The sequence below is a fragment of the Anaeromassilibacillus senegalensis genome (assembly GCF_001261775.1).
Taxonomy (GTDB): domain Bacteria; phylum Bacillota; class Clostridia; order Oscillospirales; family Acutalibacteraceae; genus Anaeromassilibacillus; species Anaeromassilibacillus senegalensis.
In genome coordinates this window covers 144044-170421 of sequence record NZ_LN868536.1, presented here as the reverse complement: position 1 = coordinate 170421, position 26378 = coordinate 144044, and the positions used below count along the sequence as shown (strand labels likewise).

The following is a 26378-nucleotide window of genomic DNA, read 5'->3' as shown; positions in this document are numbered from 1 at the left end:
AAATGAAAAAACTGCAATTTCGCTTTCTTTCCCACCGGTCTGCGCGAATCGTCACCCTGCTGAGCATTCTGGTCGGCCTGCTGCTGGCCGCGCTGGCCATCTCCATCGCGGAACAACCCTGGGCCGTTTGGGTACTGCTGGGCGGCGCGGCACTGTTGACCGCCATCCTCTATCTCGGCCACCGCTGGGTCTATCTGCCCTACCGGGAAACGGAAAAGATGCTGAATCTTTTTGTAGACGGCTACTCCATGCAGAGCTTCCACGAACTGCGCCACCCCTACTCCCCCGCGATGGAAAGCGCGCTGGAAAAGCTCAATGGCATGCTGGACACCAGCGAACTGATCAACGCATCCAAAAAGCAGGCGCAGTACCTAGCCCTGCAAAACCAGATCAATCCCCATTTTCTATACAATACGCTGGAGGGCATTCGCGGCGAGGCGATCACCGCCGGGCTGGACAACGTGGCCAAGATGACAGAGGCGCTCTCCACCTTCTTCCGCTACACGATCTCCAATGTTGAGCAGCTGGTCACGTTGGAGGATGAGCTGCGCAACATCGACAACTACTACATCATCCAGCGCTACCGCTTCGGCGAACGCATCAACCTGTTTGTGGACTGCGACGAAGAAGACCGCGAGGAGCTCTATCAATACCGCATGCCCAAGCTGACGCTGCAGCCCATTGTGGAAAACGCGATCATCCACGGCATCGAGCGCAAAATTGACCGCGGCAACATCCGGATCAAACTGGAGGCCACCTCCAAGCGATTGATTATCACGGTTTCCGACGACGGCGCCGGCATGGACGAAACCCGCCTGCGCGAGTTAAACCGCGAGCTGGAAACGCCTTCCTTCGATTTTGTCAAGCCGGACCGCGAGAAACGGGGCGGCATCGCCATCATCAACGTGAACAGCCGCATCCGGCTGCTGTTTGGCGAGGAATACGGCATTTCCATTTACAGCACGGTGGATGTCGGCACAGACGTGGAAATCACGCTGCCGCTCCTCACCGGGAATGCGAAGGAATACTGACATGCAAAAAGAAATCATCCGGCTGGACCGGGTCACCCAACGGGACGACGGCGTCACGCTGCTGGACGGCGTCAATCTGCACATCTTTGAGGGTGAGATTATGGGCCTGGTCTGTATCGACTCCGAGGGCCAGGACGCACTGGTCAATCTCCTGTGTGAGAACATCCCCATTCACTACGGCTATATCTACTTTGAAGAACAGCTGGTCAACAGCTATAAATCCAGCTCTATGGAATTAAACCACGTCTCCGTCATCGAGGAGCGCAGCCGCCTGGTGGAGAGCCTGACGGTGGCGGACAACATTTTTGTCCTGCGGCGCGGGTTTAAAAAATATGTGATCGACCCGCGCGTGCTGAAATCCCAGCTCGCCCTGTTTACCGAGGACCTCGGCATTCATATCGATGCCAACGAAAGCGTGGACGAGCTCTCCTCTTTTGAACGCTGTGTCACGGAGCTTCTCAAGGCGGTCGTCACCGGCGTCAAGCTGGTGGTCCTGCGGGATATCAGCAATTTCATCGGCCCGGCGGACCTGCTGCGCTTCCAGGAGCTGATCCGCCGCTACACCGCGCAGGGCATGTCTTTCCTGTACATCTGCAACCACCACGAGGAGACGTTCCGCATCTGCGACCGCGTTTCCCTGATGGAATGCGGAAAAATCCGCAAACTGCTGCGGCGCGAGGAGTTCCGTGACGACATCATTTCTCATTTCACCCTTGACTTCAGCCGGCCGACCAATCTGCCGCAGGATTCCGACCAGCACAGCGGCGTACTGAAATTCCGCCATGTCTTTACGGAACACATCCATGACATGAGCTTCACAATTGAGCAGGGGGAATGCGTCGTCTTCCTGGATGTAAACAACCTGGTCCTGACCGACCTGTTCCAGCTGATGACAGGCGACCTGCTGCCGCAGAGCGGGAAAATCCTGCTGAACGCCACCGATTGGTGTGAAAACCGGGAGAAACTGCGCCAGCACCTCAGCTTTATCAAAGAGAATCCCCTGCAAAGCATGCTGTTCCGCGAGATGTCTTATATTGACAATCTCTGCTTCCTGCTGGACCGCAAATCTCCCCTGCTCTGGATGAACCGCCGCTTCAAGCAGAGCATTTTTAAGGAATACGAGCCCCTGGTTGGCAAAGATATCTACGCGTACGACATTACGGGGCTTTCTCCCGCCTCGCTGTACAACCTGGTTTATTACCGCGTTCATCTTTACCACCCGGAAATCGTTTTCTGTATCCAGCCTTTCGCGGGCGCGGACATGTACCTGCGCCACCATCTGGTCCATCTGATCAACGAGCTGCGCGCCCGCAAGATCACCGTGGTGATCCTAGCGGTCAGTATGTCGGACAGCCTGGTTGTGGCGGACCGCCTGCTGATGCTGGAGCAGGGACACCTGCTCCGGGAATACCGCAGCGGGGAATTCCACCTGCTGCGCGGGCAGTCCGCCCCGGTGGACACCGCGATCCCCTGGCTGCCCACTGGGGAAGAATCCTAATGAACGCTGAAAAGGCTGTACCGTAGAGCAAAATGTGTTTTTCCGCTTTTCTGAAAAGCGGGACCTCCGGTCGGGACACGCCTACGGCGAGGACCATTTTCACCTTGTGGCAATTCTTTACATTTGTCTTTCTACGTTTCTAAAGGCGGCGGGAATCATTTTTACCTCGCGGGCAATTCTTAACATATGTTTTTCTCCGTTTCTGAAAAGAGGCGATGGTCGTTTAGAACGTCGAGCGAGGCTTTCGCCTCAAGCGAGCGTCCCGACCGGAGGTCAAGAGCGAGTGGGAACGAGTGATATGGTCCTTTATGAACCTTTTGTGCTGCCGGACAAATTTCCGGGGCCGTTGCAGTTTTATTCTGCAACGGCCCTGCTCTTATCCCGCCAATGTTCCGTGCAAAACGTACATCCTGTTATCGTCTCTTTTCGCGGCGTATCAGGCCATCATTTTGACTAAAACCCATTTACGTTGTTTGGATAAAAAATTCATATCGCACAAAATTTCCAAAAGAAACCCCCTATAAGACCAAACGCAGCCCCCTTATGTTCTGAAAAACCCGGTGCTATAATAAAGCCACAGAACGAGACAATGAGTAACGGGGGGCACGAAAGGGGCGGAAAAACAACCGCACGGTTTCACCGGTCCCCTAAGAAAAGATAGGTGGATTTGATGCAGGAATACATTGTCGAACTAGAGCACATCAACAAATCCTTTCCCGGGGTCAAGGCACTGGACGACGTCTCCTTCAACCTCAAGTCGGGCGAGGTACTCGCCCTGCTGGGAGAGAACGGCGCAGGCAAATCGACGCTGATGAAAATTCTGAGCGGCGTTTACACACGCGACAGCGGCGAGATGACCGTCTTTGGGGAAAAGATCGAGGAGCTGACGCCGAAAAAGGCACAGGCGCTCGGCATCGCGATCATTCATCAGGAACTGAACATGTGCGCGCACCTGACGGTTGCGGAGAACATGTTCCTCGGCAGGGAAAAAACGCACTCCGGCGTCCTCTCCGAGCGCGAAATGCGCAAGGAAGCCGCCCGCATTCTGGGCAGCCTGAACATCGACATCGATCCCGATACCATCGTTGGCGACCTGGCGGTCTCCAAACAGCAGATGGTGGAAATTGCAAAAGCGCTCTCCACGGACGCAAAAGTCCTGATCATGGATGAACCAACCTCGGCGCTGACCTCCAAGGAGATCGACGACCTGTTTGTGATCATCCACAAGCTGCGCGCCGCGGGGCACGGCATCGTCTACATCTCGCACCGGCTGGAGGAATTGCAGCACATCGTCGACCGTGTGACCATCATGCGGGACGGCAGGTACATCACCACAATGAACTTTCAGGACACCAACATGTCGGAGATCATCGCTTACATGGTCGGCCGCGAAATCAAAGAAAAGTTCCCGCGCGTGACCTGCGCCAAGGGCAAGAAGATTTTAGAGGTCAAGCACCTGAACGCGGGCCGCATGGTACGCGACGTCAGCCTGGACCTCTTCGCGGGTGAGATCGTCGGCATCGCGGGCCTGATGGGCGCGGGCCGGACGGAAACCACCCGGGCGCTCTTCGGCGTCGATCCAAAGGACAGCGGCGAGATCATTCTGGACGGCAAAAAAGTTGTCATCCGCAAACCGATGGACGCCATCAAGGCGGGCATCGTACTGGCGCCGGAGGACCGCAAAAAAGACGGCCTGTGCACCAAGCTGAGCATCCGCGACAACATTGCGCTTCCCAATCTGGATATCCTCTGCAATAAAGCGGGGGTGATCAACAGCAAAAAGGAAGCGGATATGGTGGAGAAATCCGTGCAAAACCTGACCATCAAGCTTGCCGGCCCGGAGGTCGACGCGGGAAGCCTCTCCGGCGGCAACCAGCAGAAGGTGGTCGTCGCCAAGTGGCTGGCACGAAATTCCCGCGTGGTCATCTTTGACGAGCCGACCCGCGGCATCGACGTGGCGGCCAAGGTGGAAATTTACAACCTGATGAACCAGCTCAAACAGGAGGGCATCGGCGTATTGTTCGTCTCCTCCGAAATGCCGGAAATCATGGGCATCAGCGACCGCATCCTCGTCATGTGCGACGGGCGCATTACCGGGGAGTTCCTTTCCGGCGAGGTCACGCAGAACCAGATTCTGGAATGTGCGACGAAATTTGAAAACAAGATCGGCCAGAAGGCCGGCGCATAACGAATGAGTGGGGAGAGAACACATATGGAAAACAAGACAAAACAAAACCCCTTTAAGAAGATCCTGGCGATCCGGGGCATGGGGCAGGTCATCACCGTGGCGTGCGGCCTGATTATCCTCTGCATTGTATTCGGCTTTTTAAACCCGATTTTCTTTTCTGCGCAGAACGTGGGCAACCTGCTCCGGCAGATCGCCCCGATCCTGATCATCGGCGTGGGACAGTCCTACGTTTTGATCACCGGCAACATCGACCTTTCCATCGGTTCCGTTGTCGGCATGAGCTGCATGATCTCCGCCACACTGATGACCAAGGGGATCAACCCATGGATCGCGGTGGGCATCACCTTCCTCTGCTGCATCCTGGTCGGCGTTCTCAACGGACAGCTGGTCGCCAAATGCAAACTGCCCCCGTTCATCGCAACCCTCGGCACCATGACCATCGCACGCGGCATCGCGCAGATCGTCAACAACAACTACAACACCGATTCCATCGGCGACGGCGCGCAGGCTTTCCGTGATTTCTTTTACTATGGCAAATTCCTCGGCATCTACAACACCATCTGGATCGCCGTCGTCCTCTGGATTTTGTTTAATTTCCTATTGAGCAAAACCCGTACCGGCCGCCACATCTACGCCATCGGCAGCAATGTGGAAGCCTCCCGCCTCTCCGGCGTCAACGTCGTATCCAGCACCACCAAGGCCTATGTGGTCAGCTCCATCTGCGCATGCGTCGTCGGCCTGATCATCTGCGCCACCAGCGGCATGGGCACCATGGACGCCGGCAACATGTATGAGATGTACGCGGTTGCCGCATCCGTCATCGGCGGCGTATCCACCCTCGGCGGCCAGGGCATCCTGCTCGGCACCGTCATCGGCGCTTCCATCTGGGGCGTGCTCCAGAACGGCTTACAGTTTGCCGGCGCGCCGGTCGCCATCCGCAACATCGTCATCGGCATCATCGTTGTGATCTCCGTTCTGCTGGATGTGGTCGTCCGCAGCGGCAAACCCAGAAAAAAGAAGGAAAAGAACGTTCCCGAACCCAAACCAAGTGGAGTTAAGGCGTAACGCTTTAATCATATTTAACTAGGAGGAAAGAATCATGAAATTCAGAAAGGTAACCTCTCTCTTATTATCCTGCATGCTGATGGCCGGCATGATGGCAGGCTGCGGCGGCGACGCTCCGTCCCAGGCGCCTACCGGCAACACTCCTTCCCAGACCGAAGGCCAGACGCCTGAAAACACCCCTACCGGCGCAAACCACAAGGTTTACCTGATCACCATGGACCAGATGGACCAACACTGGGTCAACGTGGACGCGGGCTGCAAAAAGGCTGTGGAAGAGCTCGGAAATGTCGACTACACCTGGCTCGCTCCGGACGTGAAGGACGATGCAAAGCAGATTGAATGTGTGAACAACGCTGTTGCAGGCGGCGCGGAAGCCATCCTGCTGGCGGCAAACGGCCCGGATGCCGTCACCGCATCCCTGAAAGAAGCGGACGCCGCAGGCGTAAAGATCATCTATGTCGACTCCGCGGCAGATTTCCCGGGCGTCCAGACCCTGGCAACCGACAACAAGGCCGCTGGCACCACCGCCGGCAAGGAAATGATCAAAGCCCTTGAGGCCGCCGGTATCACCGAAGGCAAGATCGGCATCGTAAACGTCAACGCCGCCACTGCTTCCACTGTCGCACGTGAAGAAGGCTTCCGCGCAGCGTTTGAAGGCTCCAAGTTTGAGCTGCTCGAAACCCAGTACGGCGAAGGCGATGCAGCGAAATCCAAGGATATCGCCGCGAACTACATCACCCAGGGCTGCGTCGGCATCTTCGGCGCGAACGAAGGCTCCACCGTCGGCGCGGGCAACGCCATTCAGGAAGCAGGCCAGACCGTAATCGGCGTCGGCTTTGATAAATCCGACACCATCCTGAACCTGATCAAAAACGGCTTCCTGCTCTGCACCATGGCACAGAACCCGGACGTCATGGGTTATGAAGGCATGAAGACCGCCGTCAACGCGCTGGAAGGCAACGACGTCGGCGAAGCAACCATCGACACCGGCGTTTCCGTTATCAATAAGGATTCTCTTTAATTCCCTTTCTTTTACTTAGATCTTCTTCTATCCTATAAATCTTCTTCTATTAATCCTCTTTCAACTTTCTTAGCATGGGCGGCTTCTGCGGGTGCAGGGGCCGTCTTTTGCATACGGGACCAAGGAGGCAAAAACCATGTACGCAATCGGCATTGACATCGGCGGCACCAAGTGCGCCGCCTGCCTGGGCGAGGTTACCGAAGACCGCGTCCACATCCTATATAAATGTAAGCCGCATCCCACCGCTTCCTTCTCTCCGGAAGAAATACTGGTCCGGCTGGCGGAGGATATCCGCTCCTGCCGGACGCAGTCTCCCCTCCCGCCGGAAGGAATCGGGATCAGCTGCGGCGGGCCGTTGGACAGCAAATCCGGGCGCATCCTTTCCCCGCCCAACCTGCCGGGTTGGGACAATATCCCGATTACCGGGTATTTTCAGGAGCAGACCGGCCTGACCGTCTTCCTCTGCAACGATGCAAACGCCTGTGCGCTGGCGGAATGGCGGTTCGGCGCGGGGCGCGGCTGTTCCAGCATGCTCTTCCTGACCTTCGGCACCGGTCTGGGCGCGGGCCTGATTCTCGGCGGCCGCCTCTACCCCGGCGCGTGCGATATGGCGGGAGAACTGGGCCATATTCGCCTTTCCGACTACGGCCCCTCGGGCTATGGCAAGCTCGGTTCCTTTGAGGGTTTTTGCAGCGGCGGCGGCATTGCGCAGCTGGCGCAGGCCATCTGCCGGCGGGAATTACAGCGGGGCGCTCCGCCAGCCTTTTGTCCGAATGGCTCTTTTCTGGAGCATCTCACCGCGGCACAGGTAGGCGACGCGGCACGGCAGGGCGATCCCATCGCACAGGAAATTCTGGAGATTGTCGGGCGGCAGCTTGGAAAGGGGCTTTCCATTCTGATCGACCTCTTAAACCCGGAGCGCATTGTGATCGGCAGTATCTTTGCGCGGTGCTATAACGAGATATGGCCCGCCGCGGAACACATGATTCAAAGGGAAGCACTGCCCGCCGCATGGGCGGCCTGTCAAGTTGTCCCGTGCGAACTTTCCGAATCGGTGGGCGATGTCGCGGCGCTGACCGTAGCTTCCTATTACTGCAATGGAAAGGAATGAACCTATGAAAGAACATTCCCATCAAATGATTTTGGAATTCTTCACCCGGCACACCGGCTTTCTCGCTTTAAAACAGCCGGTTCAGCAGGCGTGCGCACTGTTGATCGAAACATTTCAACGCGGCGGCAAGCTTTTGGTCTGCGGCAACGGCGGAAGCTGTGCGGACAGCGAGCACATTGTCGGCGAGCTGATGAAGGGCTTCCTGCTAAAACGTCCGCTTCCCAATGCGGAACAGATGGCGTTCGCGCGATTGTTTGGGCCGGAAGGCGCTGAAATCGCCGGAAAATTGCAGGGCGGGCTTCCCGCGATCTCGCTTTCCGCGCACACGGCGCTGAACTCCGCGTTCAGCAACGACGTCGATCCCCGGCTTGTCTACGCCCAACAGGTTTGGGGATACGCCAAAGAAGGCGACATCCTGCTGGGGATCAGCACTTCCGGCAACGCGGCAAACGTCTGCTGTGCGGCAATGGCGGCGAAGGTCCGCGGCGCAAAGGTACTGGCGCTGACCGGGCGTGACGGCGGCAATCTGGCGAAGTTGGCGGACTGTTCCCTCATTGCGCCGGAACAGGAGACATACCGGATTCAGGAAGTGCATCTGGCGGTGTATCATCTGCTGTGCGCGGTGGTGGAATCGGAGCTGTTTTGACCTCCGGTCAGAATTATTTTTTATCTGACTGGTCATGTGATTAAAATGCGTTTTTCCGCTTTTCTGAAAAGCGGCGGGATCAAAGGGCGGCGCCCTTTGCCGTTCTCCGCAGAGAACGGCACTCTCTTTCTGAGAAGAGCGAGTGGGAACGAGTGATATGGTCCTTTGCGGACGGCAAGTGATATAGAAAACAGCAGGCCCACCGTGGGTGAGGGAATCTCACCTGCGGTGGGCTTGTTTTTCGTTTGCTTTGAGAAGCAAATGGAAATCCTTCTGATTGCGAAAGCAATCTTTATTACTTTTACTCTTTTGCAAAAGCGGGAGAAAACCGCTGGTTTGCCCTCATGTCGGGCGGCACCTCCGGTGGGGACGCTCGCTTGAGGCTAAAGCCTCGCTCGATGCTCCAAACGACTATCGCCGGAGGCGCGAAAGACGTTGCACGTCCGTCTTGCCACAAAAGTAAGCAAAAGCACGCGTAGGGGGGCGCGAGAGCTGGGCTCCGGATAAGTTCGACTCACGCCCCCCTACACCCCCGGTATCCCCATATACTTGAGAGACTCCGGGCAACTTGCGTGGTTTTCATTGCCGGCGGAGCATTTCTTTTAGGATTTTCCATGGTTGTCAGCTGAGATACCACCGGAAGCAAGATTGGCTGGTTTGTACGATATTTTTTCTATATATAATGTAGCGTTTTTCTATCATTCCAGCAATGCGTAATAAACAGCAGTCAGCTTTATCTGGCAGGCTTGGCAGACCCAGTCCTGTTCAAAAGGAAGCAAACGCTCTTTTCCTCCGCAAAATACGCATCTTTTTGTCGCTTTCTGCATAACAATTTGGTTTCCGTGCAGGGAAATTTCCATCTGGTCTTTCTCTTCAATTTGCAGGAATCTTCTGTATTCGATTGGTATAACAATTCTTCCCGCTCCATCTATTGTTCGGTCCATGCCCTCACTTCCTTCTCTATTATCATAGAGAAATATTACAACTTTATCAAACATACTTTATACCTGATTTATCAAGACTTTTATACCATCTAAATATAGAGATTCAGACTCTTAACTTTCACACAGATTACAGGTAAAATATGGATATACAATTCAAAACTGTGAAAGAGTGTGCCAAATGGGGATATTTGAGCAAAGATTTCAAAAGAAAGAAAAAAAGCATCGACGCAACTATGAAATTGACGACGACCTTTTTACAAAGCTTGAACACATGGCACAGATCTTTGACGCCAGTTTAACCGATTTGGCAAATGCATGTATAGAACAGTTAATTGAAGATGAAAAGATTATCGTTTTTGAAAAACCGGAACATGAACTTCCGGTGATCCATACACTCCTTATCCGTGAAAGTAATTTGGCGGGCTTGGAAAATTTAAAAGAGAAATACGGCGTGAGTATTTACAAACTGGTCAACATCGCCATTAAAAACGCATTAGAAGAATACGACATATAAAAGGAGATAAGCCGCGCGGCTTATCTCCTTTTTCTTTACCCTTTCAGGCCGTTTGCCTGCCGCTCCATGTTCTCCACGACAACATCGTGAATATCACCCAGTGATGCGCAATATTCCAGCACCTTCCACGGTGTATTGGTATGAAAATGAATTTTAATCAGCTCTTCATCTCCTACGGCAATCAGGCAATCCCCTTCTATATTTTGTGTGATATAATCGTGTACCGCGTCTTCGGAAAGGTTTTTTCCTTCCACCAACAGCTGTGTATCAAATTTGTATTCCACCATTTTAATCTCCATCCTTTCAAAAATGATTATTTACTATTCTGCTCGTTAGATGTTAATTTATCGTAAAGCAATTTTGTTTGTCCTGTATGTAAATTCTTTTTTTCCTTCTTTAACAGGGTATATTTCATCTGTCCTTCAGTATAGTCCTTCTTTTCCAATGGGAAAAAGCTGCGACAAAAGTAAATGCTTTTTTCTTTATCCTTTTTATCGAGAAATAAAAACGCTATTTCAAGAATGATGCCGTCACCCATTTTTATGAGAAGTTCACTCTTGATAGCAGAATAAGGGTATAGCTTAGAATTATAGCGAAAGACTAATTGACTGGTGTCCAGTAATGTTTCCAGTCTTGGAAAAGTCTCTAATCGATTGGAAATATTTTGGAAATGAGAACTCTTTTTCAGATCATTACAGGTAATGCGTTTTGCTAAAATGTCTCGAAAAACCTTTTGCCGATTTGCACGTGCAATGTCTAAATCTTTCAGCTTATGCAAACCAACCAGGTGATGGAAATCTTCTTCAGAAAAACCAAGAACTACTTCCTTTAGGTGTCCTTTTCTGCCAAGTATAAAGGTATATACATTTTCCATCAACGCATGAAATGTATAGGCAGACGCATATAACAAGTCCATAACTTTGTTCTCCAATCCATAAAACGAAAGCCCTGCCGAATGGCAGGGCTTTCGTGAGCATTTTCTTTCAGCTTTACAGCCTACACCGGTTTGAGGTTTCATTGCACAACCCCTCTTGCAAGCTCCATAGGGCAATGCATTCCGGCACACTCCCCCATTTCAACGCTTAGACAGGCACACACTGTTGCCTGTTAACTGTTATTATTATACGTAAAACTTCAAAGTATGTCAATCAGAAAATTTTCCATTAAAAACTTCTTGACAGCGTAACAATGTTTTGTTATACTAGAGCCATAGAACAAAACATTGTTACGTTAGGAGGTGGATACATTGGATCTTATTTCAAAAAAAGAGCTGCTTTCGATGACGGGCATCTCTTATGGTCAGCTCTACCGCTGGAAACGGGAACGCTTGATCCCGGAGGAATGGTTCATCAAACAGTCGTCTTACACCGGTCAGGAGACCTTCTTTCCAAGGGACCAGGTGCTTCAGCGCATCAAATCCATTTTAGAGCTGAAGGATTCCTATTCCCTGGAGGAGCTGGCACAGATGCTTTCCCCGGAGGCAACCAACGCGTTTCTTTCCGCGCAGGCGCTCTCCGGCATGGAGGAAATCGACGCTTCCCTGCCGCCGCTGCTTGCTTCTATTGACCCGAAGGTGCAGTACACATTCCCGGAAGTGGTGCTGTTCGCGGTTTTCTCCAGAGCAATCCGCGAGCTGCGGTTATCCTCCGCAGACACGGAATCCCTGCTCCGGCGCTGCATTCCCCTGGCTGAGGCGCTGAAAAACATGGATATGACCTGTGTGGTTTTCACCGCGGGCGGCAGCCACCACCTGGCCTTAGTCAAAAGCAGCGCGCCACTGCAATTTGACAGCGATATTCAGGTGCTCGGCTCCTATCCTGTCAGCGAGCTTGCAGGACAAATTAAGCTGAAATACAATAGGAAAATGGCCATTAAAGGCTGATTGAGGAGGATTTTTTATGCAGGATATTCGTATTGAAGGCGTCGGAAAAATCAACGGAGGCGATTACGGCGTCATCCGGATCGACGGTGCCGGCGAGTGCGCGGGCGACGTCATCGCCCAAACCATCAAAATCGACGGCAAGTATAAATGTCAGGGCGTCACAAAGGCGGAGCTGATCGACTGCGACGGCATGGCCACCTTTAACGGCAATGTGCAGGTCAAAACCCTCCGGGTGGACGGCTTGTGCAAAATCAACAGCGGCTCCGTCGAGGCGGAGGAGGTCGACTGCGACGGTTCTATGACCGTATCCGGCCAGATTTCCGCGGACACCCTGCTGGCGGATGGCCTGATCGATGCAAAGGAAATCGTCGGCGACCGCGTTGTGATCAAATCCCGCATCAGCAAGCTGGCGCGCCTGTTTATCAAACATCTGTCAACGGCAGACCTGATCGAGGCGACCACCATCGAACTGGAGGGCGTCACCGCGCGCACCGTCAACGGCAGCGACGTCACGATTGGCCCCGGCTGCCGGATTGAGACGCTGGATTGCAGCGGACGCCTGTTCATCCACAAAGACTCCACCGTGAAAATCGTCACCGGCGACTACACGCTGATCGACCCGTAATCACGCCCCTTCTTTGTGGATCGTCTTTTCCCGCGCGCGGCAGAGGAATGCATAAAACGGCGCGAGACGCTGAAAGCCCTGCGCCAGCGTTTCCCAAAGCGTATCTGAAAACAGCAGCGGAAAATCCTTGCTGTTGTGAATCAAATCCAGATTTTTCCGGTCCAGCCATTGGCGCAGTTCTTCAGGCTGGTCCGGAAATTTGCTGCGCTTGTAGAACTCCCCCTCCAGCTGGAACTCGGTTTGCCGCTTCATCGCCTCATATACTTTGGTAAATACCGGATCTTTTTCCAGTATCAGTTCCCGCGCGGCCTGCATGAGCTTTGCCGGCGCCTGGTAATACCCGCAGCCATACCGGAACCCGTCCGGCGAGAACTCAAAAAAGAAGCCGGGCATGTCCGGAAACTCCTTTTTGTTTCGCTCATAGGCGCACCACATAATTTCCCGGTACAGGGATTTATCCTTTGAAAAACGGGTGTCACGGTAAATACGCGATATGGTGCGGTCCACCTTCGGCTCCGTTACCAGCAGCGGATCAATTTTCAACATGACCGGTTCCAGCCGCCCGGCAAGCTCCTTGAGCGGCTCCAATACAAATTCCTGGTACTGCGGCTTGTGCTCCTGATACCAGGTGCGGCTGTTCTGAATGCGGTTTTCCGCCAGAAAATCCAGCGTTTTCGGTGTAATCGGCATACGGTTTCCTCCTTGTATCTCAATTCTCTCTATGTAAAAGGCGCATCGCATTTTGATTCTTTTCTTTCAGGGACGCTTTAAACTCGATGGAAAGCCCTTCATACAAACGGTCGATGTTTGGCGTTTCGTTCTGGCCGGCGTCCCGGCTGGCCAACAGGTATAACCGGTCGACCAGAGCCGCCAGCTTTTCCTGTGTATCTTCATTTCCGGTGAGAAACACCCGCCGGAGCTGTTCAAAGTCCTCCAACAGTACACGGTATGCAAACGAACGGTTTCCCATTTCCCGGTTCACCTGTGCCTCCAATATGCGGACAGAATGCAGCTGACGCCGGTTGCAGGCGTCCATTCTGTCCAAAAGGTCGTAGGCAAGACCCATATCATGCGGGTGAAATTGTATTCCGCAGTACGGACAAATCACATCCCCCTGTTCCAGCTTCTGCATCTGAAATGTGCCAATATTTCCGCATGTTAAACATTTTAGCTCAATTTGCATGGAAAGTCCCTCCTTTATATCCTTTTTTTACCAGTATATCACATACAACATAAAAAGTCGAACAAATTTTTGTTTGTTCGGCTTTTTATGTTGTTATTATATACGAGACAGACCGTTTGTAAATATGCTGTCGATTGATAACATCAAAAATAAGCGATAACCATTCAGAAAATATTTGATTCTCTTTTTACACATCAGTGTAAATTTATAAAATATACGATAAATCTTTAAAATTTTTACATAAATTGTTTAACAATTTTACATTTAACACTTATTTTCATGGTTTGCTTTGCTAGAATATAAGCGTTAACCGGAAAAGCGGGTACAGGGAACGCAAGAAATTGATATTGGTTCCGTTGTACCCTTTATCTTTTCAATCAAGGAGGAGGGAGGGCCGTACAGTTTCCTTGGATGGAAGAATATGATTATTGAAAAGGAAAGGAGAACAAACATGAAAACAACATGGCAAAAGTGGACGGCAGGTCTGCTGTCCGCCCTGCTGGTCTTGGGAGCCGCCTGCTCTGTTCCCAGTGTTTCCGCCGCTGCGGCGGAAACCAACGCGGATGCAACGGCTGCCGCTGAGAGCGCCAAGGCTTCTGAAGCACAGACAGTCACCATGAACCTGACCGCACCGGAAACCGTGGCAGCGGGGAGCAGCTTCGACGTAAAGCTTGCGATCGACGGCTTGGACAAGCTGGACGCATCCATCTACGTCATGCAGATGGACCTGACCTACCCGGAGGGTCTGACCTGCGCGGAGGTTACGCCGGGAGAGAAAATCGCAGGAACCCTGACGCCCGGTATTCACAACGACCAGCTTAAAACCACCGTGGTATACGACAGCGACGCGCTCGACGGCATGCCAAAGGACGCAGATACGCTCTTTACCGCAAAATTCAAGGCGGACGAGGCAATGGAGGAGGGCGACTATACCATTGAAATGGGCGGCGTCATGCTCTACAACGCGGAATTTGACGAAATTGTCGGCGTTCTGCAAAATGCCACCCTGCATGTGGGACATCAGGTCGCACCGGAAAAAGCCGACCTCACCGTAACGTTCAACGCGCCTGCCGCACAGCTGTGGATTGGCGGCGAAGAACAACGGCTTGCAAACCTGATCGGTTCCTATCAGCAGAAGGACGTTGAGAACGGCGCGGATCTGGCGCTTGATTTTGTACCGACCGTGGAAGGCAGAATCTTCCGTTCCGTAACGATCAACGGCGGCGATCCGGTTCTCATCGGCGACGACGCCTATTCCTATACAGGCAATATGGATACCCTGAACCCGACGCTGGGCTTTGTCTTTGAGACCGTCAATAAAACGACGCTGGGTGCCGTGATCGATTACGCGCAGGAGCGCATCGACGCGGGCGACACCGTGGACCTTGCCCCGACCGTGAAAAAGAAGTTTGAAAAGGCGTTTGAAACCGCCGGAAAGGTCTATGAAAATCCGGAGGCCACACAGGCCGAAATCGACGACGCGTGGAGCGAGCTCATGCACATGATCCACATGCTCTCCTTTGTGTCCGGCGACAAGACCGCCCTGAACGGCCTGATCGAGACAGCCCTCACCCTGGATGAAAACGATTACCTCACCTCCGCATGGAGCGACTTTGAAACCGCTCTTACCGAGGCACAGGAAGTCGCGGCAGACGACGATGCACTGAAAGGCGACGTCGAGGAAGCATATGAGTCTCTTTACAATGCCATGATCGCGCTGCTGGAGTCCAACCGTGCGGATCGCACCGAGCTGGACGAAGTTATTGCACAGGCGGAAGCCATCAACCTGGACGAATATCTGGATGCCGGTCAGGACGCCTTTACCGAGGCATTGGAGCAGGCAAAAAATATCGGCCCGGACGCAACCCAGAAAGAGGTTGACAAAGCGGCGGAGGCATTGAGCAAAGCGCTTGCGAATCTGCGCAAAATCCCCGACCGTGCAGAATTAGAAGACCTTCTCGCACGGATGCAGGCTAAAAACCTGAGCGGCTACACGGCATCCAGCGCGGCGAAATATACCGCGGCGGCGAACGACCTGGCAGCAGCGCTGGCAAATCCGGACGCTACGCCGGAAGAACTGGCAGACGCTCAGGACGCGGCACTTCTGGCAGAGAAAAACCTCCAGAACAAACCGCACAACAGCTCCAAGGGATCCTCCGGCAGCTCCGGAACATCCCGTAAGCCTGTCAATGCATACGGTGAAGGCGGAACCGCTGTGGTCAGCCCCGTCGTCGGTGCGGCACAGGCTGTTGTGGAAAAAGCCTTTGTGCGCAGCGATACCACCCTTCCGTTTACCCTGATCCGTGGCAGCGCTTACTGCTTTAAGATGACGGTTGTAAACGGCGAAAACCTGACCCCGAATTTCACTGTCGGCGACGGCAACGTACTGAAGACGCAGTTTATCGCCAAGATCGGCAACGATTATTACTACCGCGTCTATGCCATCGGCACACCGGGCCAGAGCACCGGCGTGTATACCACGATCGGCAACGAAGCAGCTCAAAAGCACTGTATCGTAACAATCGGTTAAAAACAGATTCTATGCCAACTGAAATGCTGCCGGAGGTGCGTCCCGACCGGAGGTCTAAAGGTCTGACATTCTCTTGGCAAACATGAAACAGCAGCCCTAATGTATCCATACTGAGGTGAAATGCCATGCACGATCGCAGCAAGTTACGTCGAACAATTTCCTGTCTTTCCATTCTCCTGATTTTTCTGGCGGCTATCACCGTGCTTCCCTCCGCCGCTGCGGAAGCGGAAGCGCCGGAAAACTCGTCCGCTCCCTCCCATATGGAGAGCGAGCGGTACACGGGCGTTCCGGAGGGGGACGGCTACCTGGATACCCTTCCCGTCAATCCCGAAGCGGATCCCGAGGAAGGCGAGGTGGAAATTCTCTATTATTTTTATAACCGCTGCCTTTCCTGCGACGAGGAAGCGACCATCAAAGAGAATATTCTCGGGATGGTCAAAAAGGACTTTCCCAACGTTACAGCGGATTTGACCATCTGCAATGTGGCGGAGGAAGAAAATCTGGAATCCCTGAAACAGGAATTCGCGAAGCGGGACATCAGCGAGGAAAAACTGATGCTGCATCCGATCGTCTTTATCGGGGACGACGTAATGATCGGCTCACAGGAACTGGGGGATGGCTTTCAAACCGCTGTAACCCATTCTCTGAACGCCAGCCGAAAAGCCGCTTCCAATCAGGTGACGGTGCAGTATCTGTACGCGGACGGCTGCGCAGAGTGCGAAAAGGCAAAGGCATTTTTAGACGGCGTCATGGAAATCCAGGTGAAGAACGCGGATGGAACGGTTACAGAAAAGCCCCTCCGCGTCGATGCGGTCAATGCGGGAAATATTGCCGACATTGAACGGATTAACGCATTGTACCGCAAGCACCAGGTCAAGCCCGAAGAACAGCGCGTCCCAATCGTTCTGTACGACGGCGGCTACCTGGTCGGCTACGACAACATCAGCAGACAGTTGGTGCAGACTCTGGAAAATGGGACAACCGCGGGAACCTCTTCACAGGCAAGTGCGGAGATGTCCGCCGCCGACCTGTTCTGGATCGCTTTGTCCGGCTTTATCGGGGGACTGTCTCCCTGTTCGATGTCGCTGATTCTGCTCCTGTTCTCCCTGCTGGCCACGGATAAACGCCGGGTACTCAAGGCGGGCTCCGGCTTCATCCTCGGCAGGATCCTCGCGTATTTCCTGATGGGAACCGTATTCTACGGCATATTGAGTGCCGCCAGCAAGGCGTTCCTGTCCGGAATCAACACGGTGATCACTGTTCTGGTGGTCGTTGTGGGCGCTGTTTTCGCCGTTCTAAGCTTTATCGATTTTATCCGGACAAGGAAGGGACAGGCTGGCAAAGCCATCTTACAGTTTACCCCCCGGATGAAAGCGTTCTATCAAACCTACATACAAAAGGTTTCCGCCGGGAAAACCCTTTTTCTCGCGGCGATGGCTGCGGGCGCAGTCGTTGCCGTGGGGGAATTCCTGTGTACCGGCCAGCTTTTTGCCGCAACCGTCCTCTACTATTTTGATGCGGGCGCGGGAAATTGGCTGCTCGGCGCGGCGGTATTCCTGCTTTACGCGGTTATGCTATCTCTGCCCGCTGTCGCGGTGACGCTGTTGCTCTACAAGGGCAAACAGTATCTGGAGCTGGCGGACCGGTTTGCGGGAAAAGAACATCTGGTTAAACTGTTTATGTCCCTTCTGTTCCTTGGTTTTACGGCTCTGGGCGTTTACCACCTGCTGGGAAACTGATTCCAGCCTGTGGAACCGCTCGACATGACCATTTAAAAAACACCGGCGGCTTCCGGAGGATTGGTCCCGCCCAACCGGAACAAAGCCGCGGCGTCATCGCTTTTGCAGGGGCCAAAAATAGATGACAAAGGAGGATTTATGTGAAACGGGTTACAAAGTTCGCTACAGCAGTCGTCACCGCATTTTTGGCGGCGGCCATGCTGGCGACCGGCGCTAGCGCGCACGACAACGGCGTTGGAAAAACGCCTCCCATGGGATGGTCCAGCTGGAACGCGTTCTGGGCAAACATCGACGAAGACCTGATCGTCGACACGGCAGACGCCATGGTGGAACACGGCTTGAAAGACGTGGGATACGAATATGTCAATCTGGACGACAACTGGCAGTCCTCTGAACGGGATGTGAACGGCCGGCTGCAATTTGATCCGATCCGCTTCCCGCACGATGGAAACTGGCTGTCCGGACAGCTTCACGACAAAGGCCTGAAGGTCGGCCTTTATACCTCAAACGGCCTGTTTACCTGCCAGGATATGCCTGCTTCCGAATTCCGGGAGCTGAGCGACGCAACAAGCTTTGCGGAATGGGAAATCGATTATTTCAAATACGATTACTGCCACAACGTACAGCTTTCGACCACCGCATATGGCATCCACGGCCTTAAAATCGCAAAACCCTACGCGCCGGGGACGGAAATTTATTCCTACTCCGCCAGTGACGCAAAGCTGGAGGGCACCGCTGTGCTCAAGGGCAATTACATCGACGGCCTGGGTGAAAACGCGGGCTCCGCAACCTTTACGGTCAACGTTCCGGAAGCGGGCACCTATGCGCTGAACCTGGACTTCTACAAGAAATCGTCCAGTACGGAAGTGCCGATGTTTATCACCATCAACGGCGACGACCGCCATCCCTACCGGATGATGCTTCCCGCGACCGGCTATACGGACGGCGCGCCCGGAAGCCGTGCCGCCGCGATGCTGGAGCTCAACGCGGGCGAAAACACCCTGAAGTTCTACAACCCCATCCGCAGCTCCAACCGCGACTACGACACCGCACGCTATAATTACGGCTTTATGCGCGACAACCTGATGCAGGCCACGGAGAAATACGCGCTGGCAAACGGCAAAGAAAACCGGCCAATCGCGTTCTCCATCTGCGAATGGGGCGGCCGCCAGCCCTGGACCTGGGGCGGACAAACCGGAAACCTGTGGAGAACCACCGGCGATATTTCCGCCAGCTGGAGCTCCGTCATGAGCATCTACGACGTCAACGTCAACCTGTATCAGTACGCGGGCCGCTACGGCAAGGAAGACGGCGACTACGACTACGGCTGGAACGACCCCGATATGCTGGAGGTCGGCAACGGCTCTTTGACCCACGACGAAAACGTATCGCACTTCAGCCTGTGGTGCCAGATGGCATCCCCGCTGATCCTCGGCAACGACCTGCGCAAGCTTGACGCTCACCCGGAAGTCCTTGAGATCATCAAGAACGAAGACGCGATCGCAATCAATCAGGACCCGACCGCCATCCAGGGCATCAAGTTTAAGGACGACGGCGATCTGGAATACCTGGTGAAGCCGTTGACCGACGGACGGGTTTCCCTGCTGATGTTTAACCGTTCCGGCGAAGACACCACCATGAGCATGGAGATTTCCCAAATCGGCGACCTGGTCCGGGAAAAAGATGAAATCTACTACGAGAATTACTACAACCTGGACAAAACGGCTGTTTATCATCTGAAGGATGTGTGGGAGAAGAATGAAGACGGCACCAACGTGGAGTTTGACTCCCCCGTCGCTTCCGCGGTCGTCCCCTCTCACGGTGTAAAAATGTATATCGTTTCCCCGGGTGAGGAAGTCGATAAAGCCGTGTACGTGATCGGCGGCCTCTCCAAGACCAAACTGAAAAGCGGCGAATCGGCGATCCTGACGGCAAAGCTGGTCAACGGCGGCACAACCACCGTGGAAAACGCCAGCCTGAGCCTGAAGCTCCCGGAAGGCATCACCGCTAAGGCGCTCTCCTCCACAGTTGCAAACGATCTGGCCACCGGGGACAGTCTGGAAGCGCGGTACCGCATTACGGCGGGCAACGTTTCTCTGACAAACGAGCCCCTGATTGTCAGCGCGCTGCTGTTGTATGAAGGAGACCGTCAGCCGGAGACAACGGAATTTAAGGCTTCGGTCTCCGTTGAAAACGTGGATCCGGGCGATCCGCTGGAGGACGGCCCGCTGACCATCCACAACTGGGTGTCTGGAAAATCCGGCTGGGGCACCATCCGGCAGGATCGTTCCATCAACGGCAACACCCTGACCGTCGGCGGAACCACCTATGAAACCGGTATTGGCACGCACGCCAATTCGGAGCTGGTCTATTACATCGACGGACGCAACGTCCAGTTCACCGCGCTCTGCGGCTCGGACGACGACTCCGGCGGCAATGGCGACATCCGCTTCTATGTCTACGGGGACGACGAGCTCCTGTTTGACAGCGGCGTGATGAAGTGGAAGGGCAGCGCAAAATCCATCGACATCAAAGTAATGAACCACGACTATCTGCGCCTCGTGGTTGACTCCTGCGGCAACATGGACTTTGACCATGCCGACTGGATCGACCCGCGGATTACTTCGTATGAACCGACCACTGTGCTCGACGGAATCCTGACCGTGAAAAACGCACTTTCCGTCAGCAGCTACTGGAAAGACGCGGTGGATGGCAAGAATCAGGACGGCGGCCCGCTGATGCTCGGCGGAATCGACTACAGCCGTCCGGACGGCGGCTTCCAGGTCAACGCGCCCGGCCAGGCAATCTATTACATCAACGGCGCGGCGGGCGTCTTCACCGCGAAGATCGGCCTCGGCGACGAGGTACTGGAAAACGCAGCAAAGGGAGCGACCGTCAATTACAAGGTTTACGGCGACGACGACCTGCTCTATGAGCAGTACATGGACGCGTATACCGATCCCATCGATGTGGAAGTTCCCATGGCAGGCTATCAATTCCTGAAGCTGGTAGTGGAAGAAGTTGAAAGCACGCTGTACGACCACGCCTGTTGGGTAGAGCCAAGATTCCTCGCCTCCGTCAACCTTTTGGCGGATATGATCGAGGAAGCAAACGAAAAACTGGCTTCAACAGGCAACGTCTCGCAGGAAGCAGCGGATGCGCTGAAAGAAGCCATCGACAACGCACAGGCCATCGTGGACAAGGGCAGCGACGCCACAGCGGAAGAAATTGCTTCTGCCGCCAAGGAGCTGCGTGAAGCCATGCGGAAATTTGATTCCGCTACCTACGTTGTAGACAAGTCCGGCCTCTATGGGGCGATTATTCTGGCGAAATGCATCGACGAGAAAGACTACGATGCAACCGAGTGGGCAGCCTTTAAGAAGGTCTATGACGCCTCCTATGAGGTTTACCTGAAGGAAGGCGCTTCTCAGGAAGAAGTTGACAAGGCGGAAGAAAAGCTGCGCCGGGCCATGAAGGACCTGGATTGGGTCGCAAACGACCTGAACGGCGACGGTGTCCTGGATCAAAAGGATATCGATATTCTCCGCGGCTACATCGCCGGTACAACAGAATTGACCGACGAGCAGCTTCTCCTTGCGGACTACGACGGAAACGGAATCGTCGATGTGCGTGATCTGATCAAATGGAAACAATATCTGGCTAACCACGGCGGCTGATCACCGCTTGATTAAAAACTTCCGTAACACAAACAGCGGAGTACCGGTGCAATCCGGTACTCCGCTGTTTTTATACTAATCTCTGATAAAAGTGTGAATAGAATGGTGATAGATTTTTTTGCCAGACAAGGAGGACGACGACGGCTGGTGAAAAAAGGCGCGCCATAATATCATGATTTTTATTAGAGTTTCGTATTATATTGGCGATCTATGGAATATCCTGTGACGGACGATACCCATGGGATAGATGTGCAGGTTATGCTTTTCTGGACAAGCCGCGCACCGCTTTAAAGATCTGAATACAGAGCGTCGGCAGGAAGGCCAGCAACGCGATGGTTCCCACATTTGTTAAGGAGAGCGGCGTCACCAGGAACAGGCCGCTCAGGAAGGGCAGGAACAACACGGCGCACAGCAGCAGGACGCCCGCGCCAAAGGCCATCAGGCTGTATTTGTTGCTGAGAAGGCCCAGACAGAAAATCGACTGCCTGCCGCGGCAGTTGAAGCCGTGGAACAGCCGGGACAGCGTCAGAGTGGCAAATGCCATGGTGGTTGCCAACGCCGCGCTCGTCTGCAATCCAATGTAGAACGCCGCCATGGTTGCGATGCCGATCAAAAGGCCCTGTGTAAAAATCTTGCCAATCAGCGAGCCGTTGAGAATCGGCTCCCTGGGGTTGCGCGGCTGGCGGTCCAGCAGGTCCTTGCGCGCCGGTTCCATCCCGATGGCAATGGCGGGCAGGCTGTCTGTCAGCAGATTGATGAACAACAGGTGCACCGGCGCGAACGGCATGGGCAGCGCCATGATCGAAGTATACAGCACACACAGAATGCCCGCCATATTGCCGGACAGCAGGAACTGAATTGCATTTTTGATGTTTTCATAAACATTGCGCCCGTTGAGCACCGCTTTGATGATCGTGGCAAAGTTGTCGTCCGCCAGAATCATAGAGGCCGCGTCCTTGCTGACCTCTGTGCCGGTGATTCCCATCGCAACGCCGATGTCGGCCTTTTTCAGCGCGGGCGCATCGTTTACGCCGTCGCCGGTCATGGAGACGATCTGTCCGCGCCGCTGCCAGGCGTTGACGATGCGGATTTTGTTTTCCGGCGAAACACGCGCATAAACAGAGATTTTTGCAAGCGTTTCATCCAGCTCCGCGTCGGTCATGCGGTCCAGCTCCACACCTTCCAGCGCCATATCGCCGTCCATAAAAATGCCGATCTGCTTTGCAATGGCGGTCGCCGTAATCTTATGGTCGCCCGTGATCATGATGGTACGGATGCCGGCGCGCTTTGCGTCCGCCACCGCCTGCATGGATTCCACACGCGGCGGGTCGATCATGGAAATCAGGCCGATAAAGGTCAGCCCGGTTTCATCCTCCAGCGTGAGAGGCCGCGCCGCGTCCAGCTCCCGGTAGCCAAAAGCCAAGACGCGCAGGCCCTGTTCGGACAGCTCCCGATTGACGCGGTGCAGTTCCTGTTTTCCCTGTTCCGTCAGCTCCCGCACGCCCTCGCTGGTATAGATATGCGTTGCGCGGGCAAGAAGCACGTCGATCGCGCCCTTTGTCAACAGCGTGGGTTTGCCGTCCACATCGTGCAGCGTACTCATCAGCTTGCGGTCGGAATCGAACGCCAGCTCGCCCAGACGGGGATGCTGCCTGCGGTAGGCCACCTCTTCCACGCCGTACCGGTCGCCGAGCTGCACCAGCGCCACCTCTGTCGGGTCGCCGATTTCCACGCCCTCCACGTCGGTCGCGTCGCTGTCCAGCACCGCGGCTTTTAACAGCAGGCGCTGGGGATCGTTTAAAAGCTGCATCTCGCTGCCGTCCAGCAATTTGCCGTCCGCATATACCTTCTGTACCTTCATCTTGTTTTGGGTCAACGTGCCGGTTTTATCGGAGCAGACGACGGAGACGGAGCCGAGGCTTTCCACCGCCTTCAGGTCTTTGATGATCGCGTTTTCCTTCGCCATCTTCTGGGTGCCGAGTGCCAGCACAATCGTCACAATCGAGCTGAGCGCCTCCGGGATGGCGGCGACCGCAAGCGCCACGGCGAACATCAGCGAATCCAATACCGGCATCGCGCGGTACAGCGAAAGGCCGAACACCAGCGCGCAGATGCACAGGATGATAACCGCCAGCTTTTTGCTGAAATCGTCCAAACTCTGCTGCAAAGGCGTTTTGCGCTGCTGGGTCTGGTTCATCAGCGCGGCGATTTTTCCCAGCTCCGTCTGCATCCCGGTGCCGGTGACCACCACCGTGGCGCGCCCATAGGTGACCAGCGAACCGGAAAAGACCATGTTTTTCTGGTCCCCCAGCGCGACTTCGCCGCCCTCAATGGGTTCCTCCGTCTTGTCCACACCCTCCGACTCGCCGGTCAGGGAGCTTTCGTTCACTTTCAGGGAAAAATTCTCCAAAATGCGCCCGTCCGCGACCACCATGTCGCCCGCTTCCAGGAAGACAATGTCGCCCGGCGCCACGTCGCGGGAGGGGATTTCCTGCCGCGCGCCGTCGCGCAGAACCTTTGCCGACGGCGAGGACATCGCCTTGAGGCTGTCCAGCGACTTCTCCGCCTTAAAATACTGCACCGTTCCCAGAATCGCGTTTAAGAGGATCACCGCAAAGATCACCAGCGTGCTTTCGCCTTGCCCGGACAGCAGGGAAATGACCGCCGCGATGATCAGGATCACCACCAGCAGGTCCTTGAACTGCTCCAGGAACACCTGCAGCAGCCCTTTCTTCTTGCCCTCGACCAGGGCGTTGGGTCCGTATGTTTCCAGTCTTTCCTTTGCCTGCGCGCCAGTCAAGCCGTCCCGGCTGCTCTTCTGCTCGCGCAATGTTTCCTCGGCGGAACGGTTGAAGAATGTGTTCGCCATGTTTTTTCTTCCCTCCATTTGATTGACCTCCGCCCGGCCGCCGGAAATAAAAAAAAGACTTCCGGCGGCCGCCTGCGTACAGCAGGACAGCCCTCCAAAAGTCTTGTCACCGAAAACCGGCACACGCCGCCAGGTTCGCAGGGAACCGGGTATGTTGATCGGCGCGTATTATAACTACTCCCTTTTGTTGGGTATATAACAGAGATATGATGGAATTCATTATAAAGGGTTTGCCCGTCTCTGTCAACGTTCCTGCCAAATTTTACAGATTGTTCTTATTCCGTCGCACACTGCTAACTTTTTCCCTGCCGGTACACCTTGCCCGCCACAGGCGTTATTTCTTTCTCCGCCAGCAGTTCCGAGACGGTGACAAACTGATACCCCTGCCTGGACAGCTCCGGCAGAATGACCTCCAGCGCGTCCGCTGTGGTGGAATACATGTCGTGCATCAGGATGATATCCCCATCCTTAACCTTTCCGATTACCTCTTTGACGACCGCGTCCTTATTGCGGGTCTTCCAGTCCAGCGTGTCGATGGACCACAGCGCAAGCGGCTTCTGCACGCTGGTTTTCACCGCGTCGTTCACCGCGCCGTAGGGCGGGCGCAGGAGCGTGGGCACCACCGGTACCAGCTGGGAAATACGGGAATCCGTCTCGTTGACCTGGTAAGTAATGTCCTTTACGCTGAGCTTGGTCAGAGAAGGATGGTTATACGAGTGGTTGCCGATCTCATGCCCCTCCTCATATTCGCGCTGCAAAATGGAAGCATAGCTGTCCACGCGGTTTCCCAGCACAAAAAAAGTGGCGCGGGCATTGTTTTGTTTTAAAATATCCAGGATGCGCGGCGTAACCTTGGCGTTCGGCCCATCGTCAAAGGAAAGGGCCACAACGGGGCGGCTTTTATCGATGGCAGCGGGGGCCGCCGGCTCCTCCAGCTCGCGCTCCGGCGCCGCGTTGGCAGCAGCAAGCTTTTCCGTCGTGTTGACGTTCAAATACGCTTTCAGCTCCGCATAGGGAATATCCACATACGGCATGCCGTAGCTGCCCGCGAAGAGCTGGTATTTTTGAAAATACAGCCGCAGGGCGTCGTCCGTCAGGGCAAAGGATTGATAATTTTCGTCCTCCGGCGCGGTGCCGCGCATGAACTGCTCGTCCTCCGTCAGGCCCGCATAACTTGAATTCTCGCGAAAATGTTTGCGGGTCAGGTCCGCGAGCGCCTGCAAATAGTTGCCCTTGAGCGCTTCGTGCAGCGTCAGTTCCTTTTCATCCTTCAGGTCAAACGTCATGGTGCGGACAAAAACATCCGGATGCGCCAGCGTGGAAAAGTCGATTTCCACATGGAACACCACGGAAACAGTCCGGTCGCCCGCCAGATAGGACTCGTAATCCACCAGCAGGGAACCTGTTGCCCTGCCGCGGTCCTGCTCCTCCTTGAGCTGCTTCTGGTATTCCTGCAACAGGGAATCTACCTGCGCGCGTATTTGTTCGTCCACCTTTTGGATACCCAGCACCGGATAGTGCACACTAACGGCGTTGTCCGGGTCATTATTTAAAATGGATTCCGTCACGCCCACCTGCTGTTCCTTGGAAGGGCTTGGAAAATGCAGATTTTGCAGTAAAACCTGTTTGTCCTCCACAGAGAGCGGCTGCGCGCGGTCCTGCTGCGCGGACGCCGAAAAAAACAGCATCGCGGCCACAAATACCGCCGCACAGCCTAATAAAAAACCGGTTTTTTTAACCGTTTGTCCTATTTGATTCATCGTACATCCCTCCACCGCTCTAGTATGGCAGGAATACGGCGGTTCCATACCCTTCGCGCCGGAAACTCTCCCTGCAAAAAATTTCATGTGGAACC

Annotated in this window: 20 protein-coding genes; 13 read left to right on the top strand and 7 right to left on the bottom strand. The window is 54.4% G+C overall.

Features of this window, described 5'->3' with window-relative positions; translation table 11 throughout:
• Nucleotides 1-2 precede the first annotated feature (2 nt).
• From BN2106_RS03355 to BN2106_RS03325, 7 genes are all read left to right on the top strand, one after another.
• A complete protein-coding gene (locus BN2106_RS03355) occupies nucleotides 3-1031 on the top strand; it encodes a sensor histidine kinase (protein ID WP_050697163.1) in 1029 nt (342 codons plus the stop codon).
• 1 nt (nucleotide 1032) lies between these two features.
• Entirely contained in the window at nucleotides 1033-2529 is a 1497-nt protein-coding gene (locus tag BN2106_RS03350; RefSeq protein WP_050697162.1) for an ATP-binding cassette domain-containing protein, read from the top strand.
• Between the two features lie 670 nt (nucleotides 2530-3199).
• Complete coding sequence (locus BN2106_RS03345) at nucleotides 3200-4717, top strand: sugar ABC transporter ATP-binding protein (RefSeq protein WP_050697161.1); 1518 nt, start codon at nucleotides 3200-3202, stop codon at nucleotides 4715-4717.
• Between the two features lie 24 nt (nucleotides 4718-4741).
• A complete protein-coding gene (locus BN2106_RS03340) occupies nucleotides 4742-5782 on the top strand; it encodes an ABC transporter permease (protein WP_050697160.1) in 1041 nt (346 codons plus the stop codon).
• A gap of 34 nt (nucleotides 5783-5816) precedes the next feature.
• Entirely contained in the window at nucleotides 5817-6803 is a 987-nt protein-coding gene (locus BN2106_RS03335; RefSeq protein WP_050697159.1) for an ABC transporter substrate-binding protein, read from the top strand.
• A 136-nt stretch (nucleotides 6804-6939) separates the two neighbouring features.
• Nucleotides 6940-7914 (top strand): ROK family protein, encoded by a 975-nt coding sequence (locus tag BN2106_RS03330; RefSeq protein WP_050697158.1) that lies wholly within the window; start codon nucleotides 6940-6942, stop codon nucleotides 7912-7914.
• Nucleotides 7915-7918: 4 nt separating this feature from the next.
• Nucleotides 7919-8560, top strand: a complete 642-nt coding sequence (locus BN2106_RS03325; protein ID WP_050697157.1) for a D-sedoheptulose-7-phosphate isomerase — start codon at nucleotides 7919-7921, stop codon at nucleotides 8558-8560.
• Nucleotides 8561-9258: 698 nt separating this feature from the next.
• Here BN2106_RS03325 and BN2106_RS03320 read toward each other — a convergent pair.
• Nucleotides 9259-9558, bottom strand: a complete 300-nt coding sequence (locus tag BN2106_RS03320; protein WP_074017392.1) for an AbrB/MazE/SpoVT family DNA-binding domain-containing protein — start codon at nucleotides 9556-9558, stop codon at nucleotides 9259-9261.
• Nucleotides 9559-9682: 124 nt separating this feature from the next.
• Here BN2106_RS03320 and BN2106_RS03315 point away from each other — a divergent pair, with 124 nt between their 5' ends.
• A complete protein-coding gene (locus BN2106_RS03315; protein ID WP_050697155.1) occupies nucleotides 9683-10018 on the top strand; it encodes a hypothetical protein in 336 nt (111 codons plus the stop codon).
• 35 nt (nucleotides 10019-10053) lie between these two features.
• Here BN2106_RS03315 and BN2106_RS03310 read toward each other — a convergent pair whose 3' ends face one another.
• Complete coding sequence (locus BN2106_RS03310) at nucleotides 10054-10305, bottom strand: kinase to dihydroxyacetone kinase (RefSeq protein WP_050697154.1); 252 nt, start codon at nucleotides 10303-10305, stop codon at nucleotides 10054-10056.
• 26 nt (nucleotides 10306-10331) lie between these two features.
• A complete protein-coding gene (locus BN2106_RS03305) occupies nucleotides 10332-11036 on the bottom strand; it encodes a PBECR4 domain-containing protein (protein ID WP_242846237.1) in 705 nt (234 codons plus the stop codon).
• Between the two features lie 261 nt (nucleotides 11037-11297).
• Between BN2106_RS03305 and BN2106_RS03300 the strand changes: the two genes are divergently transcribed.
• Both BN2106_RS03300 and BN2106_RS03295 read left to right on the top strand, forming a co-directional pair.
• Nucleotides 11298-11900 (top strand): DUF4004 family protein, encoded by a 603-nt coding sequence (locus BN2106_RS03300; RefSeq protein WP_242846253.1) that lies wholly within the window; start codon nucleotides 11298-11300, stop codon nucleotides 11898-11900.
• A gap of 16 nt (nucleotides 11901-11916) precedes the next feature.
• Nucleotides 11917-12525, top strand: a complete 609-nt coding sequence (locus tag BN2106_RS03295) for a hypothetical protein (RefSeq protein WP_050697151.1) — start codon at nucleotides 11917-11919, stop codon at nucleotides 12523-12525.
• On the opposite strand, the gene BN2106_RS03290 is transcribed toward BN2106_RS03295, so the two are convergent.
• A complete protein-coding gene (locus BN2106_RS03290; RefSeq protein ID WP_050697150.1) occupies nucleotides 12526-13215 on the bottom strand; it encodes a DUF2461 domain-containing protein in 690 nt (229 codons plus the stop codon).
• 19 nt (nucleotides 13216-13234) lie between these two features.
• Nucleotides 13235-13708, bottom strand: coding sequence for a hypothetical protein (locus BN2106_RS03285; RefSeq protein ID WP_050697149.1), 474 nt, complete (start codon nucleotides 13706-13708; stop codon nucleotides 13235-13237).
• A 451-nt stretch (nucleotides 13709-14159) separates the two neighbouring features.
• Between BN2106_RS03285 and BN2106_RS03280 the strand changes: the two genes are divergently transcribed.
• From BN2106_RS03280 to BN2106_RS03270, 3 genes are all read left to right on the top strand, one after another.
• Nucleotides 14160-16238, top strand: a complete 2079-nt coding sequence (locus BN2106_RS03280) for an FIVAR domain-containing protein (RefSeq protein ID WP_154666410.1) — start codon at nucleotides 14160-14162, stop codon at nucleotides 16236-16238.
• 125 nt (nucleotides 16239-16363) lie between these two features.
• The gene (locus BN2106_RS03275; protein ID WP_050697147.1) at nucleotides 16364-17977 is read left to right on the top strand and encodes a hypothetical protein; all 1614 of its coding nucleotides are present in this window, start codon (nucleotides 16364-16366) and stop codon (nucleotides 17975-17977) included.
• Between the two features lie 140 nt (nucleotides 17978-18117).
• On the top strand, nucleotides 18118-21654 hold the full coding sequence (locus BN2106_RS03270) for an NPCBM/NEW2 domain-containing protein (RefSeq protein WP_050697146.1): 3537 nt from the start codon (nucleotides 18118-18120) through the stop codon (nucleotides 21652-21654).
• A gap of 256 nt (nucleotides 21655-21910) precedes the next feature.
• Here BN2106_RS03270 and BN2106_RS03265 read toward each other — a convergent pair whose 3' ends face one another.
• Both BN2106_RS03265 and BN2106_RS03260 read right to left on the bottom strand, forming a co-directional pair.
• A complete protein-coding gene (locus BN2106_RS03265; RefSeq protein WP_050697568.1) occupies nucleotides 21911-24523 on the bottom strand; it encodes a cation-translocating P-type ATPase in 2613 nt (870 codons plus the stop codon).
• A gap of 293 nt (nucleotides 24524-24816) precedes the next feature.
• The gene (locus BN2106_RS03260) at nucleotides 24817-26283 is read right to left on the bottom strand and encodes a polysaccharide deacetylase family protein (protein WP_050697145.1); all 1467 of its coding nucleotides are present in this window, start codon (nucleotides 26281-26283) and stop codon (nucleotides 24817-24819) included.
• Nucleotides 26284-26378: the final 95 nt, after the last annotated feature.

What these genes read in the sequence shown, in the direction of transcription:
- BN2106_RS03285 (WP_050697149.1), bottom strand. Translation starts at nt 13,708, where the DNA reads ATGCAAATTGAGCTAAAATGTTTAACATGCGGAAATATTGGCACATTT.
- BN2106_RS03355 (WP_050697163.1), top strand. Translation starts at nt 3, where the DNA reads ATGAAAAAACTGCAATTTCGCTTTCTTTCCCACCGGTCTGCGCGAATC.
- BN2106_RS03350 (WP_050697162.1), top strand. Translation starts at nt 1,033, where the DNA reads ATGCAAAAAGAAATCATCCGGCTGGACCGGGTCACCCAACGGGACGAC.
- BN2106_RS03310 (WP_050697154.1), bottom strand. Translation starts at nt 10,305, where the DNA reads ATGGTGGAATACAAATTTGATACACAGCTGTTGGTGGAAGGAAAAAAC.
- BN2106_RS03345 (WP_050697161.1), top strand. Translation starts at nt 3,200, where the DNA reads ATGCAGGAATACATTGTCGAACTAGAGCACATCAACAAATCCTTTCCC.
- BN2106_RS03335 (WP_050697159.1), top strand. Translation starts at nt 5,817, where the DNA reads ATGAAATTCAGAAAGGTAACCTCTCTCTTATTATCCTGCATGCTGATG.
- BN2106_RS03275 (WP_050697147.1), top strand. Translation starts at nt 16,364, where the DNA reads ATGCACGATCGCAGCAAGTTACGTCGAACAATTTCCTGTCTTTCCATT.
- BN2106_RS03300 (WP_242846253.1), top strand. Translation starts at nt 11,298, where the DNA reads ATGACGGGCATCTCTTATGGTCAGCTCTACCGCTGGAAACGGGAACGC.
- BN2106_RS03330 (WP_050697158.1), top strand. Translation starts at nt 6,940, where the DNA reads ATGTACGCAATCGGCATTGACATCGGCGGCACCAAGTGCGCCGCCTGC.
- BN2106_RS03290 (WP_050697150.1), bottom strand. Translation starts at nt 13,215, where the DNA reads ATGCCGATTACACCGAAAACGCTGGATTTTCTGGCGGAAAACCGCATT.
- BN2106_RS03305 (WP_242846237.1), bottom strand. Translation starts at nt 11,036, where the DNA reads ATGAAACCTCAAACCGGTGTAGGCTGTAAAGCTGAAAGAAAATGCTCA.
- BN2106_RS03320 (WP_074017392.1), bottom strand. Translation starts at nt 9,558, where the DNA reads ATGTTTGATAAAGTTGTAATATTTCTCTATGATAATAGAGAAGGAAGT.
- BN2106_RS03260 (WP_050697145.1), bottom strand. Translation starts at nt 26,283, where the DNA reads ATGAATCAAATAGGACAAACGGTTAAAAAAACCGGTTTTTTATTAGGC.
- BN2106_RS03325 (WP_050697157.1), top strand. Translation starts at nt 7,919, where the DNA reads ATGAAAGAACATTCCCATCAAATGATTTTGGAATTCTTCACCCGGCAC.
- BN2106_RS03315 (WP_050697155.1), top strand. Translation starts at nt 9,683, where the DNA reads ATGGGGATATTTGAGCAAAGATTTCAAAAGAAAGAAAAAAAGCATCGA.
- BN2106_RS03340 (WP_050697160.1), top strand. Translation starts at nt 4,742, where the DNA reads ATGGAAAACAAGACAAAACAAAACCCCTTTAAGAAGATCCTGGCGATC.
- BN2106_RS03295 (WP_050697151.1), top strand. Translation starts at nt 11,917, where the DNA reads ATGCAGGATATTCGTATTGAAGGCGTCGGAAAAATCAACGGAGGCGAT.
- BN2106_RS03265 (WP_050697568.1), bottom strand. Translation starts at nt 24,523, where the DNA reads ATGGCGAACACATTCTTCAACCGTTCCGCCGAGGAAACATTGCGCGAG.
- BN2106_RS03280 (WP_154666410.1), top strand. Translation starts at nt 14,160, where the DNA reads ATGAAAACAACATGGCAAAAGTGGACGGCAGGTCTGCTGTCCGCCCTG.